General features: G+C 74.0%; 13 protein-coding genes and 5 pseudogenes. 4 read left to right on the forward strand and 14 right to left on the reverse strand.

What is annotated here, in order from left to right; translation table 11 throughout:
- Window positions 1-51: 51 nt before the first annotated feature.
- The 13 genes and pseudogenes from WKH84_RS10155 to WKH84_RS10215 all read right to left on the reverse strand — a co-directional run bounded on the left by WKH84_RS10155 (window position 52) and on the right by WKH84_RS10215 (window position 10,535).
- Window positions 52-2,277: an SbcC/MukB-like Walker B domain-containing protein gene (locus tag WKH84_RS10155; protein WP_341856536.1), complete on the reverse strand. Its 2,226-nt coding sequence runs from the start codon at window positions 2,275-2,277 to the stop codon at window positions 52-54.
- Window positions 2,278-2,592: 315 nt separating this feature from the next.
- Entirely contained in the window at window positions 2,593-2,931 is a 339-nt protein-coding gene (locus WKH84_RS10160) for a hypothetical protein (RefSeq protein WP_341856537.1), read from the reverse strand.
- 283 nt (window positions 2,932-3,214) lie between these two features.
- A pseudogene (locus tag WKH84_RS10165) lies at window positions 3,215-3,406 on the reverse strand (ATP-binding protein); the annotation flags it as partial.
- Window positions 3,407-3,518: 112 nt separating this feature from the next.
- The gene (locus WKH84_RS10170; protein WP_341856538.1) at window positions 3,519-4,160 is read right to left on the reverse strand and encodes a zinc-binding dehydrogenase; all 642 of its coding nucleotides are present in this window, start codon (window positions 4,158-4,160) and stop codon (window positions 3,519-3,521) included.
- Between the two features lie 199 nt (window positions 4,161-4,359).
- Window positions 4,360-4,554: pseudogene (locus WKH84_RS10175) on the reverse strand (alcohol dehydrogenase catalytic domain-containing protein); the annotation flags it as partial.
- 41 nt (window positions 4,555-4,595) lie between these two features.
- Window positions 4,596-5,651, reverse strand: coding sequence for a siderophore-interacting protein (locus WKH84_RS10180; RefSeq protein WP_341856539.1), 1,056 nt, complete (start codon window positions 5,649-5,651; stop codon window positions 4,596-4,598).
- Between the two features lie 136 nt (window positions 5,652-5,787).
- Window positions 5,788-6,554 (reverse strand): annotated as a pseudogene (locus tag WKH84_RS10185) (ABC transporter ATP-binding protein); the annotation flags it as partial.
- 4 nt (window positions 6,555-6,558) lie between these two features.
- Window positions 6,559-7,029, reverse strand: coding sequence for an iron chelate uptake ABC transporter family permease subunit (locus WKH84_RS10190; RefSeq protein WP_341856843.1), 471 nt, complete (start codon window positions 7,027-7,029; stop codon window positions 6,559-6,561).
- Window positions 6,995-7,420, reverse strand: a pseudogene (locus WKH84_RS10195) (iron chelate uptake ABC transporter family permease subunit); the annotation flags it as partial. The gene WKH84_RS10190 and the pseudogene WKH84_RS10195, both read right to left, overlap by 35 nt.
- A gap of 153 nt (window positions 7,421-7,573) precedes the next feature.
- On the reverse strand, window positions 7,574-7,789 hold the full coding sequence (locus WKH84_RS10200; protein ID WP_341856540.1) for an iron chelate uptake ABC transporter family permease subunit: 216 nt from the start codon (window positions 7,787-7,789) through the stop codon (window positions 7,574-7,576).
- Window positions 7,790-7,911: 122 nt separating this feature from the next.
- A pseudogene (locus WKH84_RS10205) lies at window positions 7,912-8,571 on the reverse strand (iron chelate uptake ABC transporter family permease subunit); the annotation flags it as partial.
- A 3-nt stretch (window positions 8,572-8,574) separates the two neighbouring features.
- Window positions 8,575-9,633 carry an ABC transporter substrate-binding protein gene (locus WKH84_RS10210; protein WP_341856541.1) on the reverse strand — a complete coding sequence of 353 codons (1,059 nt, stop codon included), beginning with the start codon at window positions 9,631-9,633 and terminating at the stop codon, window positions 8,575-8,577.
- A 203-nt stretch (window positions 9,634-9,836) separates the two neighbouring features.
- Window positions 9,837-10,535, reverse strand: coding sequence for a DUF4194 domain-containing protein (locus WKH84_RS10215; RefSeq protein WP_341856542.1), 699 nt, complete (start codon window positions 10,533-10,535; stop codon window positions 9,837-9,839).
- 170 nt (window positions 10,536-10,705) lie between these two features.
- On the opposite strand from WKH84_RS10215, the gene WKH84_RS10220 reads away from it, so the two are divergent.
- The 4 genes from WKH84_RS10220 to WKH84_RS10235 all read left to right on the forward strand — a co-directional run bounded on the left by WKH84_RS10220 (window position 10,706) and on the right by WKH84_RS10235 (window position 13,703).
- A complete protein-coding gene (locus tag WKH84_RS10220; RefSeq protein WP_341856543.1) occupies window positions 10,706-11,041 on the forward strand; it encodes a hypothetical protein in 336 nt (111 codons plus the stop codon).
- 373 nt (window positions 11,042-11,414) lie between these two features.
- Window positions 11,415-12,260, forward strand: a complete 846-nt coding sequence (locus WKH84_RS10225; RefSeq protein ID WP_341856544.1) for a hypothetical protein — start codon at window positions 11,415-11,417, stop codon at window positions 12,258-12,260.
- Between the two features lie 334 nt (window positions 12,261-12,594).
- A complete protein-coding gene (locus WKH84_RS10230) occupies window positions 12,595-13,146 on the forward strand; it encodes a hypothetical protein (protein WP_341856545.1) in 552 nt (183 codons plus the stop codon).
- Window positions 13,147-13,334: 188 nt separating this feature from the next.
- Window positions 13,335-13,703 (forward strand): MGMT family protein, encoded by a 369-nt coding sequence (locus WKH84_RS10235; protein ID WP_341856546.1) that lies wholly within the window; start codon window positions 13,335-13,337, stop codon window positions 13,701-13,703.
- 19 nt (window positions 13,704-13,722) lie between these two features.
- Here the strand turns inward: WKH84_RS10235 and WKH84_RS10240 are convergent, their stop codons facing one another.
- The gene (locus tag WKH84_RS10240) at window positions 13,723-14,499 is read right to left on the reverse strand and encodes a DUF3375 family protein (RefSeq protein WP_341856844.1); all 777 of its coding nucleotides are present in this window, start codon (window positions 14,497-14,499) and stop codon (window positions 13,723-13,725) included.
- Window positions 14,500-14,543 lie beyond the last annotated feature (44 nt).

Raw genomic sequence — 14,543 nt, forward strand, 5'->3', positions numbered from 1 at the left:
CGGGGAGCCCTGCGATGGGGAGAACTCCCCATCGGCCGGCGAGCGCCCGGCTCAGCCCTCCTCGACCGGCACGAACTCGACCGGGGAGACCGAGGAGTAGCGGTCCTCTCGGATCGAGACCACGCCGACGCCGCCGATGAACGGGGCGAGCGCCTGCGGGTTCTTGCCGGGGTTGGCGAGGATGACCTGGAAGCCGAAGTGGCGGAAGGACTCCATCGCGGCGGTGATGAACTTGCCCGCGCCCTTGGAGAACGCCTCGTCGATGATGATCGGCGCGTAGCGGGGCACCTCCTGCCCGGTGCCGGCGAGCTGGTAGCGCAGCGCCGCGGCGAGGCAGAAGGTGGCCAGGCGCTCGTTCTGACCGCCGGAGAGGGGGCCGCCGGACTCGTGGGCGTGGACCACGGTGCCCTCGGCGTCGACCTCCTCGGCGTGGAAGTGCACGTGCCGGCGCACGTCGAGGATGACGCGGGAGACCTGGTCGTCGCGGGTACGGGCGGCGCCGATGAGGTGCATCAGGTGGCGCAGGGACAGGAACCGCTCCTCGGCCAGCTCCCGGTCGCGGGAGATGTCGTTCAGCGCCGTGTCCGCCACGGCCTCCTCGAGCGCCTTGCGGAACTCGTCCAGGGCCGCGAGGTGCACGGGCCGCATGGACAGCCGCAGGAAGCGCCCGGAGTGGAACTCGACCTGGGCCAGCGGCGCGTTGATGCGCTGGAGGCGCTTGCGGATCTCGGCGGGCTCGCGGGCGATCGCGGTGGCCAGCGCCTGCACGTCCCCGAGGGTGTTGCCGGTGAAGAACTCGAAGAAGCGGTCCTCGACGTCGGGCGACTTCTCCTCCTCGATCCGCTGGAGGATCGCGAGATAGTCCTCGATCCCCTCGAGGGTGGGGGCGGTATCCCCGGCCTGCGCGGGCCAGCGGCGGGAGAACTCGCGCATGGCGGTGCGCATGTCCTCCTCGGCGCGGGAGGTGCGCTTGGTGAGGTCCATCAGCTCCGCGTCGAGGGTGGCGGAGGCGTCCTTGGTGACGCGGTCGATGGTGGACAGCACGAGCGTCGGGGCGATCGCGGCGAAGCGCGCGGCGAGCTCCTCCTCGACCTCGGGGTCCAGGCTCGTCTCGGCGATGCGCTCCTTCGCCTGGGCGAGGCGCTCCTCGGCCCGCTCGGCCTGCTCGGAGGTCTTCCCGGCCGCGCGCACCACCTCGAGCGGCTCCTCGTCGCTCGCGGCGATCGAGGCCTCGACGTCGTCGATCTGGCGGGCGAGCTCGGTGAGGGCGGCGGAGCCGTCCTCCGCGGCACGGACCATGTCGCGCAGGTTCGCCACGCGCCGCGCGACCGAGGCGGCGTCGATGTCGTCCCAGGTGACCGCACTGATCGCCTGGAGTGCGTAGAGCCGCTCGCGGCGCCGCTCCCGCTCGACCTCGACGTCCTTGCGGCGGGCCTGCGCCTCGAACAGCGCCTGCTCGGCGCGGGTGCGCTCCTGCTCGAACACGGCGCGCTTGGCGCGGTTGTCGAAGCCGAGCACCCACTGGGAGCGGTCGTTGATCTGCCGGTCCGCGCTCTTCTCGTGCCGGGTGGCGGAGTGCTTGATCTGGCCGGAGCGGAGCACGGCCCGGTTCAGCCGGGTGAACTCCTCGAGGTTCTCGGCGCAGGTGTAGTCCATGCGGGCGGCGATCTCGTGGGAGAGCCAGACGTGGAACTCGCCGTCCTTGACGTCGAGCTTCGCCGCGAGCGAGCGCTCGTCGATGTTCTTCGCGGGGCGGCGCAGATCGGTGTTGACCCGGTTGTAGGAGATCCGACGGCGCGGCTTCGTGCGGTCGATGACCTGGGCGACCTGGCGGTACGCCCGGTCCGGGACGAGGATCGAGCGGGCCAGTCCCCGCGGCGCCTGCTCCGCGGCGGCGGTCCACTCCTCCTCGCCGTCGCGCACCTGCAGCAGCGACTCGGCGGCGAAGGGCGCTCGGTCGGGGCGATGCCCACCTCGGCGGCGATGTGGTCGCGCGCCGCCACGTCCTCGGAGTGGAGGTTCGAGGCGCGGGAGGTGAGGGAGGCGAGCTCCTCGCGGGTGCGCTGAAGGGTCGCGCCGAGCTCGCGCACGGTCGCCTCCGCCTCCCAGCGGGCGGCGTCGGCGCCCCGCTCCTCCTCCTCGAGGGACTCGCGCAGGCTGCGCGACCTCGCGCCGCAGGCCGAGGAACATGTCCTCCCCCGCCGGGGTGCGCGGCTCCACGGTCGCCAGCTGCGAGGCGAACTCGGCGGCCCGCTCGCGGCGGCGCTCCCGCTCCACCTCGAGCCCGGCGATCTGTCGCTTCCAGTCGTCGATCTCCCCGCCGCCGGCGCGGCGGCGCGCTCCTTGAGCTGGGCGAGGTCGGAGCGGGCCTCGGCCACGTCCTGGGTGAGGCGGCGCCGCTGGGCGGTGAGGGAGTCCCGCTCCAGCTGGAGCCGCCCGGTCTCCTCCCCAGCAACCGCACCAGGTGCTGGGCGGCGAAGACGTCGATGTCGGCGCGGCGGTCCACCAGCTCGCCGCCGCGCTCGCGCATCGCGGACCAGTCCTCGTGGGTGGTGCGCAGGGTGCGCAGCAGGTCCCGCTGCTCGCGCGCGGTCACCAGGGCCTCGTACACCTCGGAGAGGTTGTGGAAGTTCGCCAGCGCCTGGTCGGCGAGCTCGAAGGTGCGCGGCTCGTCGAGCATGTAGTCGCGCAGCGGCGCGTTGACGTCGCCGAGCTCCTTGGCGGACTGGATCTTGTGCAGCGCCCGAGCGCCTTCTCGTCGGGGATGCCCAGCGGCTGGCAGAAAGCGGCCCGGTACTCGCGGAACTGGCGGAAGGTCTGGGTGCCGGGATGGGCGGCCTCGAGCGCCTTGCCCTCGATCTGGGTGGAGACGAACTGGCGCAGGTCGGTGACGTCCAGGGGCTTCCGGGCGATGACGTAGAGGGACTTCACGTCGGAGTCCGCGGAGTGGCCGGCGTGCAGGAGCGAAGAGACGGGAGAGCTGGACCGTGCCGCCGCGGCCGTCGCCGTAGCGCAGGGTGAGCACCGACAGGGTCGTCTTCTCGCGCAAGACCTCCTGGCTGAACTCGCCGGTGGCCTGGTCGTAGTGCATCGCCCAGGCGCCGCGGACGTAGCTGGCGACGGTGCGGCGGTACTTCGAGCGCTGGGGGCCGGCGTCGGAGGCGGCGGCGTTGAACTGGAGCGTGCGCGGCGGGGTGAGCAGGGCGCTGATCGCGTCCAGCGGCGTGGACTTGCCGGTGCCGGGCCCGCCGGTGAGGAAGAAGCCCTTGGAGGAGATCGCCAGGTCATGGGTGCCGTGGAAGGTGCCCCAGTTGGAGATCTGCACATGGGTGAGCCGCCACTGCCCCGGGTGCGGATGATCGGGGTCGGTCACCGCCGGCTCGGCGGGGGCGTCCGTCCCGGCCATGCCGGGGAGGTCGAGGACGTCCTCTCCCCGGGTGTTCGCGGCGTCAGTCGTGGTAGGCACCCCGTCAGGGTACCGAGTCCGATCGCGATGCGGGGCGGACCGGGGCGCCCGCTCACGGCCGGATGATCCCCACCCCGGCAGAGGTGCGCTCCCCCAGCTCGACCAGCGCCTCGCAGCCCTTCTCGAGGTCGAGGGTGCGGGTGACGAGGTCCTGCGGGCGCAGCGAGCCCTCCCGCACCAGGTCGAGCGACCCCGGATAGTCTGCGGCGGCCATGCCGTGGCCGCCCAGCACGGTGAGCTCCTGCGATATCACGCGAGGGATCGCGAGCCGCGGCGGCTCCGCGTACAGCCCGATCTGCACATGGCGCCCGAGCGGGGCGAGGGCGAGCGGCGCCGCGTCCGTCGTCGGCTCGCGGCCGAGCGCCTCGACGCTCGCCGTCGGCCGCTCCCCCGCGGCCTCGACGATCGCCGCGGCCGTCGCCGCCGGATCCAGGCCGCGGGAGTCCACGGTCACCGCCGCGCCGTGCTCGCGGGCGAGGGCGAGGGCGCCGGGATCGATGTCGACGGCGATCGGCCGGCCGCCGAGCGAGGCGGCGATCATGACCGCCGAGAGCCCCACCCCGCCGCGACCGATCACGGCGACGGTCTCCCCGGCGCGGAGCCCGGCGCGGGCGGTCAGCGCCCGGTACGCGGTCGCGAAGCGGCGGCCGAGGGTCACGACCGCCTCGGCGGGCAGGTCCTCGCCGACGGGCACGAGGTTGTGGTCGGCGGCCCGGATCGCGACCTGCTCCGCCCAGGAGCCGTCGTGGGTGAAGCCGGGCTGGGTCTGGTCCGGGCAGATCTGCGCGGCGCCCTCGCGGCACCAGCGGCGGCGCCCGCGACCCTCGACGAAGGGGGGTGGTGACCCGGTCGCCGACCCGCACCGAGGTGACCCCGTCGCCGAGCGCGGCGACGCGGCCGACCATCTCGTGCCCGGGCACGCGCGGGAGCGTCACCGTGTCGTCGTGTCCGGCGAAGGCGTGATGGTCGGAGCGGCACACCCCGGTCGCCTCCACGTCCAGCACCACGCCGCCGGGCGGGGCCGAGGGGGCGGGGAGGTCGCGGACCTCGGGACGGAGACCGAACTTCTCGATGACGACGGCGCGCATGGGAGGAGTCTGTCAGCCCCGCGGGTGGGTCGCCTTCGTGCTCACCCTTCGACACGCCCCTTGCGCCAGTAGCCCATGAAGCTCACCTGCTTGCGGTCTACGCCGAGCTCCTTGACCAGGTGGCGGCGCAGGGTGGTGATCACCCCGGCCTCCCCGGCGAGCCAGGCGTAGAAGGGGCCGTGCCCCTCGGTGGTCTCCCACAGGATCGTCTGGTCGATGTCGACCTCCTCGAACTCGCCCGTCTCGGAGGGCACGCCGACGGAGCAGTCCTGGCACAGCTCCGGCCGCTCGTCCAGGAGGCGCCGCACCGCGGGGTCCAGCGGCGTGCCGTGCGGGGCGTCGCCTCGGGCGAGCCAGGTCAGCTCCACGTCGGAGCGGGAGAGGACCCGCTGCTCGTCCCGGGCGCCGGGCACCTCGATGAAGGCGTGGCCGGTGAAGCCGGCGGGGAGCGTCTCGAGGATCGCGCAGATCGCGGGCAGGGCCGTCTCGTCCCCGGCCAGCAGCAGGCGCCGGGCGGTGCCGGGACGGAACTCGATCCCGCCGTAGTCGGGGCCGACGAGGCGGCGGTTCGGGCCGAGCATCGTGATCGTGTCGCCCACCTCGGCGGCGGCCGCCCAGCGCGCCGCGACCCCGGAGCCGGGGACGGCGGGCTCCTCGAGGTGCAGGACCATGTCGATGTCCAGCTCGGGGTCCTCCCCCAGGTTCCCGGGATGGCCCGCGCCGCGCATCTCGCGGATCGAGTAGGTGCGCATCCAGCCGCGCTCGGCGGTGTCGACCTGCGCCCAGTCGCGATACCAGCCCGCGAAGGCGTCGGGGTCGGAGACGGCGTCGGGGCGCGGCGCGGCGAAGTGGTCCACGCTCGCCTCGGGGCCCGGGATGATCAGCTTGATGCGCACGTCCAGCGGCGGCCCGCCCACGCCGAGATGGCGCGGCTCGGGGCTGGTCAGGGTCAGGCGCACGAGGTTCTCGCCCACCATGGTCCGGGCGCCGACCGTGAGGGTGACGGCGAGCCGCGGGCTCCCCTCGAGCGCGGGGACCAGCACGGGCTCCTCCGAGGCGCGGGCGGCGGTGCGGTGCTGGTCGGTGGCGACGGACATGGGGTCCTCCTCGGACTCGTCGGCCGTGCCGGGGACGGTCCCGGCGGCGGCCTGGCGTGCGGATTCGGGGTCGGTGCCGTCGGCGCCCCGGGAGGCGTCGGGGGCGGTCTCGGGGGCGGCCTCCCGGCCCAGCGGCGACGACCATCGGGGTGCCGGTGACCGGGTCGGGGGCGATCAGGGCGTTGAGGGCGAAGACCTCCTTGACCATGGCCGAGGTGATCACGTCGGCCGGGGCGCCCTGGCAGTGGACGGCGCCGCGGTGCACGGCGACGAGATGATCGGCGTAGCGGGCGGCGAGCTGGAGGTCGTGCGCGACGATCGCCACGGTGGTGCCGCGGGTGCGGTTCAGCTCGCTGACCACGTCGAGCACCTCGAGCTGGTGGGTGACGTCGAGATAGGTGGTCGGCTCGTCCAGCAGCAGCACCTCGGTGCGCTGTGCGAGGGCCATGGCGATCCACACCCGCTGACGCGCCCTCCGGAGAGCTCGTCGAGCAGACGGCCCTCGAGCTCGTCGGTGCGGGTGAGGGCCAGCGCCTCGGCGACCGCCTGCTCGTCCTCGTCGCTCCACTGCGGGAACAGGCCCTGGTGCGGGTAGCGGCCGCGGGTGACCAGCTCCCGCACGGTCACCCCGTCGGGCGCGAGCGGGGACTGCGGCGCGAGGCCGAGCCGGCGGGCGAGCTCCTTGCCGCGCAGGGAGTGGATGTCGGCGCCGTCCAGCAAGCACCGACCCCTGACGGGGCGGCGAAGAGGCGCGACAGGCCCCGCAAAGAGGGTCGACTTCCCCGAGCCGTTCGCGCCGACGATCATCGTCACCTTCCCCTCGGGGAGGGTCAGGTCGAGGTTCTCGACGACGACGCGTCGCTCGTAGGCGAGCCGCAGGTTCCGGGCGGTCAGCTGGGCCACGGGATCACCTTCCACTTCCGGAGGTCTTCGAGCGCACGAGCATCCACAGCAGGAACGGCGCTCCGAGCGCTCCGGTGATGACGCCGGCCGGCATCTCGTGCCGGCCGAAGAGGTTCTGGCCCGCGACGTCGGCAGCGAGCACGAGCACGGCGCCGAGCGGCGCCGCGAGGAGGAAGCTGGGCCGGCCCGCGAGCATCCGCGCGAGGGGTCCTGCGAGGAAGGCGACGAAGGCGAGCGGGCCGGCGACCGCGACGGTGAAGGAGCTCAGCAAGACCCCCACGATCACCAGCGCGATGCGGGTGGCGGGCACGGGCAGGCCGAGGCTGGTGGCGGTCTCGTCCCCCAGTCGCAGGATCCGCGACCGGCCCACCAGCGCGGCGAGCAGCCGGCACGAGCACCACCAGCGAGGCGGCGAGCACGGCGGCGCGAGGCCAGGTGGAGCCGGCGACGGAGCCGACCAGCCAGTGCATCGCATCGCCCGCCTGCTGGGACTCCATCCGGCTGAGCAGGTACTGGATCAGCGCGGTGAAGCCGGCGGCGACCCCGAGGCCCACCAGCACGAAGCGGTCGTCGACCGCGCCGGCGCCGCCGGCCCCCGGACCGCCGGGCCGGTGCGCCCGCGCCACCCACAGCACCAGCGGCGCGGTGCCGAGGCCGCCCAGCGGCGTCCACCAGAACAGGGCCATGCCCTGGGCGTCCAGCACGGCCATCGCCAGCACCGCGGCGGCGGAGGAGCCGAGGGTCACGCCGATCACGTCGGGGCTGGCCAGGGGGTTGCGCAGCAGGGTCTGGAAGACGGTGCCGGACAGGGCCAGCGCCGCCCCGGCGAGCGCGCCGACGACCGCGGCGGGCAGACGGTCGTCCATCACGATGAAGGAGACGCCGGGGATCTGCTCGCCGAGCACGGCCCGCACGGCGAGGTCGGCGTAGACGAAGGGGGTGCCCAGCAAGCACCCGGGCGGTGAGGAGCCCCGCCACGGCCAGGACCAGCAGCAGCGGAAGGAGGAGGCGGCGCGAGGTCACAGGGCCACCCGCTTCCGGGTCCGGATCAGCACGAGGAAGACGGGCACGCCGAGCGGCGCGGTCATCACGCCGACCTGCACCTCGGCGGGCGGGGCGATGACGCGGCCGACCACATCGGCCAGCAGCAGCACCACGGGGCCGAGCAGCAGCGAGAGCGGCGAGAGGCGGCGGTGGTCCGAGCCGACGAGCAGGCGCACCGCGTGCGGGACCACCAGGCCGAGGAAGCCGACCGGTCCGGCGAGGGAGACCGCCGCCCCGACCAGCGCACGATGCCGACGCCGAGCACGACCCGGGTGCGGCCCACGTGGACGCCGAGCCCGGCGGCGGCGTCGTCGCCGAGGGCGAGGGCGTTCAGGGACCGGGCGGCGCCGAGCACGATCAGGGCCCCGATCAGCAGGGCGGGCGCGACGGCCGCGAGGTCCCCGAGGTCGCGGGCGCCGAGGGTGCCCACCTGCCACAGCCGCATCCGGTCCAGCGCCCCCTGGTCGAGGATCACGAGGGCGTGGACGAGGGAGCCGAGCCCCGCGGTGACGGCGGCGCCGGCGATCGCGAGGGTGATCGGGGTGGCGCCGGTGCGGCTCGCGGCGGCCAGGGCGTAGACGAGCACGGCGGCGAGGGCCGCGCCCACGAAGCCCGCCGCCATGAACTGGGTGACGCTCGAGAAGGAGAAGAGGTAGACGCCGGTGGCCACGGCCGCGGCCGCGCCGGAGTTCAGTCCGAGGATCCCGGGATCGGCCAGCGGGTTGCGGGTCATGCCCTGCGGCCCGGCGCCGGCGAGCGCCAGGGCCACGCCGACGGCGAGCCCGGCGAGGGTGCGCCGCAGGCGGCTGGCGAGGACCACGTGATCGGCGTCGGCCGGGTCGAAGGCGAGCGCGGCCTGCCAGGCCGCGTCGAGGGGGACGGTGCGGGCGCCCACCAGCAGGGAGAGCACGCAGGCGACCGCCAGGGCCGCGAGGGCTCCGGCGGTCGCGAGCAGGGTGGGGCGGGCGGGCACCGCTCAGGCCTGGGCCGTCTGCGCGGCCTCGATCACGGAGGGGACCACGTTCTCGAGCGCCCAGGGCAGGCTCAGCACGCTCGCCGCGGAGATCGAGAGGGTCTGGTGGTCGTCGGGGGTGAGGACGAGGGCGCCGCTGGCGACCGCGGGGATCTGGGCGAACAGCGGATCGTCCTGGAAGGTCTCGACGGTGTCGCCGGCGGCGGCCCAGGTGTAGAGGACGTCGGAGACGAGCTCGTCGCCGCGCTCGGCGGACCAGTCGAAGTAGAAGGTGTTCTCGTCGGCGGTGTTCTCGGTGACGACCTCGGCCTGGGTCATGCCGAGCGCGGTGAAGAAGCGCGGGCGGGTGTCGTCGCCGGAGTAGATCGAGATGGTGTGGTCCGTGGTGGACAGGCTCGCGGCGATGAAGGTCGACCCGGCCACGGCCGGGTTCTCCTCGCCGACGGCGGCGAGGTCGGCGGTGAGTCGCTCGGCGAGCTCGGCGGCGGCGTCGCTACGGCCGGTGGCGGTGCCGACGGCAGTCAGCACCTCCTCCCAGGAGGCGGTGTAGTTCGCGGCGAGCGGGCCGATGGTGGGCGCGATCTTGCTGAGGGTCGCGTACTCCTCCTCGGTGAGACCGGAGTAGGCGGCGATGATCAGGTCCGGGGTCAGCGCAGCGATCTCGTCGGTGTTGACGCCGTCGGCCTCGGAGTAGGTGGTCGGGGCGTTCTCGCTGCCCCAGGAGGCGCCGAGCTCCTCGAGCTTCGCGTCGATCCAGTCGGTGGACTGGTTGTCGTTGCCGCCCCATTCGACCAGCGGCAGGCCGACGGGCACGATGTCCAGCGCGAGGACGGTGTCGGCGTTGACCCAGGAGACGGTCGCGATGCGGGTGGGCTCCGCGGCGATCTCGGTGGTGCCGTAGAGGTGCTCGACGGTCGCCGGGAAGGCGTCGGCCGCGGCGCCGGAGCCGCCGCCCGCGTCGGAGGCGTCGGTGCCGGCGACGTCGCCGCCGCCGCAGGCGGCGAGGGCGGGCGCCGCGAGGGCGGTGAGCACGACGGAGCGGCGCGTGAACGAGCTCGACATGGGGCGATCCTTCTCTCGGCACCCCCGATCCAGGGGTGAGGTGAGCCTGACCTTATTACGCAACTCTCGCGTCACTCAATTGCCGAGAGCACCTCTGTGGGTCTGCGTCCGGAGCCGCGAGACAACCGTCCCGGTCACAGCCGCCGCCCCGACGGGAATGCGTCTCAGATCACGCCGTGGATCAGCTCAGATCACGCCGTTCATCAGTCGGTCGACGCCGCCCCGTCCTCGTCGTCCGCGCCGTCCATATCCTCAGCGTCGCGGGGGTCCTCGAGCCCGTCGACCCCGGCCTGCCGGTACAGGGAGATGAACTCGCGCGCCGTATCGGGCCCGATCATCAGCCGCAGCACCGGGGAGACCTCGAAGTCGTCGCCCTGCTCGTCCAGCAGTCCGGCACGCTGGACCTTCGCGATCGAGGCGCGGACCTCCTTGGCGAAGCCGGCCTCGTCGGTGGAGGTGGTGCGGCGATAGGCGGCCAGCGCCTGCTGGATCTCCGCCTCGGAGACGACGGTGCGCTGGCCGCGGGAGGACTGGGTCAGCAAGCATCTGGCGCAAAGACGAGCAGCAAGCACGGAGTCGAGCCGGTTCATGCCGGTCAGACGACGCAGGAGCTTCGGGGCGTCGGGGTCGTCCTCGCTCTGGCGCACGAAGGCGACCTGGGCGTCGTCGTCGACGATCAGCTCGAGGAAGAGGTCGGCGAGCCGGGCCTCGATCGCGACCCGGTCCCGCAGAGGCTGCGCGTAGCGGCCGCCGTCGCGGCGCCCGTCGAGGAAGGGGCCCTGGAGCAGGTGCACGAGCACGCGGCGGGAATCGTCCACGAGCGCGCCGCCGGGCACGGAGGGGCTCGCCTCCTCGCCGGGCGCGTGGTCGTCGGGTTCGGTGCGGTGCGCAGGACTGGTCACGGCCAGACAGCCTACCGGCGCGGGGCGCGACGAGCCGGCGCCCGGACAGTGCGGGGCACTTCGACCGACTGGCGAGAAATCCACCCAAAACGGACATCGATCTGGTGGAATCGGGGTATGCCCGGGCGGGACGGACCGCCTGCGGCCCGCCGAAACCACGAGGAGCCGTCATGTCCGATCTGCCCGTGCCTGCTGTTCTCGCGATCCTGGCGGTCGTCCTGCTGGTGCTGGTCGTGCTCGGCGTCCTCGTGGCGCGCGGCCGACGGGACGACCAGGGTCCGGTCGGCACCGGAGCGACGCAGGGCGGCGCCTCCGCGGAGTCCTCGACCGGCACATCGGCCGCACGGCCGGGCGACACCTCGAGCGATGGACCGACGGTCTCCGACGCGAGTGCCGATCCCGTCGGCCCCTCTCCCTCGTCCGCCGAGGCGACGGGGGCCGCGCCCGCCGGCGCGGTGGAGGAGGACCCGTCGGCACCCTCGGACGCGCGCGCCCGTCGACGATGATCCGCGGCCCTGGCGGGAGCGCCATGGCCGCCGCGCCTCGCGTCCGCTGCTGAGCGAGTACTCCGAGGCCCCGACCGCCGAGGAGGAGCTCGCCCCGGCGCAGAACTGGGAGAGGCCCCAGGACGGGGAGGCCGAGCTCCGGCGCTGAGCCTCGCCGTCAGTTGCCGGCACGGGCGGACGACCGCTCCCCCGCCACGCTCAGGACGCGCCCGTCGACGGCTCGGCGGGACACGTCGTGCCGATCGGCTGGTCGAAAATCCCTCCGGATCCGCCTCGGTCTGGTGGAATCGGGGCATCGCCCTGTGCCGGGACCCCGGTACGGGGCGCGCTCCGCCGCCCGGCGGTGGAGCAGTCGAGCGGTGAGGAGCCGACCATGACCGACCTGTCCACCCCCGTGATCGTCGGGATCATCCTGCTGGTCCTGATCGTCGTCATCGTCCTGATCGTCGTGGGCGCGAAAGCCTCGAAGCGTCGCAAGCAGCGACAGCAGGAGGAGGATCGACGCCGCGCCGCGGAGATCCGCGAGCAGGCCGCCCAGAAGGAGCAGGCCGTCCAGGAGCGCGATCTGAAGGCCCGCGAGTCCGAGATCGAGGCCGACAAGGCCCGTCTCGAGGCCGAGCGGAAGGCGAACGCGGCCGAGCAGGAGCGGCTCGCCGCCGAGCGTCGCCGGAGCGAGGCCGAGACGCGGCGCCAGGAGGTCGACCAGGAGCGCGGCGCCCTCGAGGAGCAGCGCGCCGAGGCGGACCGCCTGGACCCCGATTCCCCCACGCCCCGCGACGGGGACCGCACCGCGCCGGCCGCAGGCGTCGCCGGCCACGACCGCACGGCTGGCGAGCGCACGTCCGACGACCGTGCGGCCGACGGCCGACGCGTCGATGACCGCGCCGCCGACGATCGCTCCGCTCGCGACGACCAGCGCACCTTCCGGGGCGATGAGCGTCCCGTGCGGCCGCGAGGACCAGCCCCGCAGCGGGGCCGGGACCGCGGCCGCGGCCGGTGTCGCAGGCACGGCCGGCGTCGCCGCCGGGGCGGCCGCCGCGCATGGCGGCTCGCCGGAGGATCGCGCTTCAAAGGATCGCTCCGCAGTGGCCGACGACGCGTCGTCGCACGAGCGTCCTCACGGCCGTCGCGCCGCTCGCACAGAGCAGGAGCCGCGCGACGACCGGAACCCCGAGGGCGACGTCCGCGAGGGAGGCGTCCGAGAGGACCGGACTCCTGAGGATCGCGCCCCTGTCGACCCGGCCCGCGATGACCGCGGCCACGAGGGCCTGGATCGGGACGGTGCCGTTCGCGACGGCGGGGCCGCCGGGGTCGGTGAGGCCGACCGTCCCGTCGGGGCCGGCGAGGCCCGCCCGACCGACCATCCTGTCGGGGCCGGCTATGAGGGCGAGGCCCACCGGGCCGAGCGGCGCCCGGCTCGCGACGAGTCGATCGACCGTCACGACATCGATCAGCAGGACGTGGCCCGGCACGATGCGGACCGCCGGAATGACCTGAACGATCACTCCGCGGGTCGGCGCGAGGCCGACCCGCAAGACATCGATCAGTCGGCGGTGGACCGCAGCGACGTCGACCGGTCCGACGTCGATCGCGGCGACGCCGATCGTTCCGAGGCGGACCGCCACGACCCGGTCCGCTCCACGGACGAGACCGGCGACCTCGGCCGGGCCGGGACGGAGCACGACGAGCGCGGCATCCGCGACGACCGCGTGGGCGATCGGCCGGCGCGCGCCGAGGACCGCTCGGGCATGGAGCCTCCCGTCGCGCAGGACTGGTCCGGCGGCTCCGCGGACCGGCGCGGCACGGAGCAGGATCGGCTCAGTGCCGATCAGGACCGGCTCGGCGCCGATCGACAGGCCTCGCAGCCCCAGGACGGTCCGGAGTTCCGTCCGGCCGGGGCACATCCGGCGGTTCCGCAGGACGGTGGTCGCCACCAGGGCGAGTTCCGCCCCCTGGACAGCCGCGACGGTCGCCAGGACGGCTTCCAGACCCAGGAGTCGCGACAGGGTGAGTTCGAGGACGATCCCTTCTTCCGCCAGGAGCAAGAGCTCGCGGGGCCAGAACGGCGATCTCCCGCCGAAGGCTCCGGAGTTCGGTGCCCCTGAGGACGGCTCCGTGCAGAACCGTCTCCCGGAGGACGGCATCGACGGCGAGGGCGGGGGCGCACGTCGCTGACCCCTCCTGACCGCGGACGCGACCCCGGCGCCCCTCGGCGCCGGGGTCGCTCCCTGTTCGGGCCCGCATTCGGTCCGGTGCCGCGGATCGTCCGGAGCCGCGTGCCAGACTGTCGGCCATGCCCGAGCGCACGACCCGCACCCGCATGGACGACCTCACGGTCGAGCGGGTCTTGCGCGTGGTCGAGGCGATCCCGCCGGGACGCGTCGCCGCCTACGGGGAGGTGGGCGCGATCGTCGGCGTCGGCCCGCGTCTGGTGGGACGGATCATGGGCACCTGGGGCTCGTCGACGCCGTGGTGGCGCGTCACGAACGCCTCCGGCGACCATCCGCCGCTCGCCCGTGCCCTTCCCCACTGGCAGGAGGAGGGGATCGTGGTGAAGCCGAACGGGCTCGGGCGCCGGATGAAGGACTTCGGCGCGGACCTCGAGCGGTCGCGCGCCGAGGCCGCACCCGCGCTCGCGGAGCTCGAGGAGGAGGACGCATGAGCCCTTCGCTCCGCCGGGCTCACTCCACCGGGACGTCGTCCAGGAAGTAGAACGAGGGGACTCGGGCGGCGTAGTCGTTGCCGTCGAGCTCCCGCCAGGTGACGATCTCGGTGGAGCCCTCGCGCGCCTGCGCATGGCTGGTCGCGAGGAACATCAGCCCGATGACGCTCGCCAGCCCCTGCTCGGCGGGCTTCTCCCGCAGGATGTCCCCGATCGAGGCCTGGCCGGAGCGGCCGCGCACGTCGTTGACGTGGGTGGTGAGGCCGACGAGGTCGATGTCGTTGGTGCGCACGAGGTCCTGGAGCACCTCGACGCTGAGCGAGGTCGCATCGTGCACCTCGGCCTCGGCGGGGGCGCCCGGATCGGTGGGGTCCTTCAGCCGGTGCTGCGAGACGGAGGAGAGCTGGACGCGAGAGAGGTCGAGCTCGAGCGGGAAGGGGGTGCGGGTGGGCACCTCGTCCTTCTGCGCCAGCGCCAGTCCCTGCGCCTCCTGCGGCGCCTCCACCAGCACCCGGTGCTGGCGGAAGTCCTGCGAGCGCACGAAGCGGGCCAGCGAGCGGTACAGCTCCGTCTTGACGTCCAGCACCTCCTGCGCCGGCTCGTAGAGGTCGCTGAACACGTTGGCGAGGCGCTCGCGCTCGTCCCGGGAGAGGGAGCGGGAGAAGTCCCGCTCGAGCAGACGGTCCACGAGCTCCTGCGTGGCACGGGTCTGCGCAGGGTCGTTGAGCATGCGGAAGAAGGCCGTGAAGGTGCGGCCGACGGTCGACTGCCCGAGCAGGTCGTCCCCGGCCAGCAGGCTGCTCGAGGATCTCGCCGCGAGACCCCTCCGGGGAGAGGATC

Source organism: Brachybacterium sp. GPGPB12 (assembly GCF_038396325.1).
GTDB lineage: Bacteria > Actinomycetota > Actinomycetes > Actinomycetales > Dermabacteraceae > Brachybacterium > Brachybacterium conglomeratum.

Excerpts from the sequence above, each read along its gene's own strand:
- WKH84_RS10220 (WP_341856543.1), top strand. The coding sequence starts at position 10,706 with ATGTCCGATCTGCCCGTGCCTGCTGTTCTCGCGATCCTGGCGGTCGTC.
- WKH84_RS10210 (WP_341856541.1), bottom strand. The coding sequence starts at position 9,633 with ATGTCGAGCTCGTTCACGCGCCGCTCCGTCGTGCTCACCGCCCTCGCG.
- WKH84_RS10190 (WP_341856843.1), bottom strand. The coding sequence starts at position 7,029 with ATGCGATGCACTGGCTGGTCGGCTCCGTCGCCGGCTCCACCTGGCCTC.
- WKH84_RS10225 (WP_341856544.1), top strand. The coding sequence starts at position 11,415 with ATGACCGACCTGTCCACCCCCGTGATCGTCGGGATCATCCTGCTGGTC.
- WKH84_RS10235 (WP_341856546.1), top strand. The coding sequence starts at position 13,335 with ATGCCCGAGCGCACGACCCGCACCCGCATGGACGACCTCACGGTCGAG.
- WKH84_RS10180 (WP_341856539.1), bottom strand. The coding sequence starts at position 5,651 with ATGTCCGTCGCCACCGACCAGCACCGCACCGCCGCCCGCGCCTCGGAG.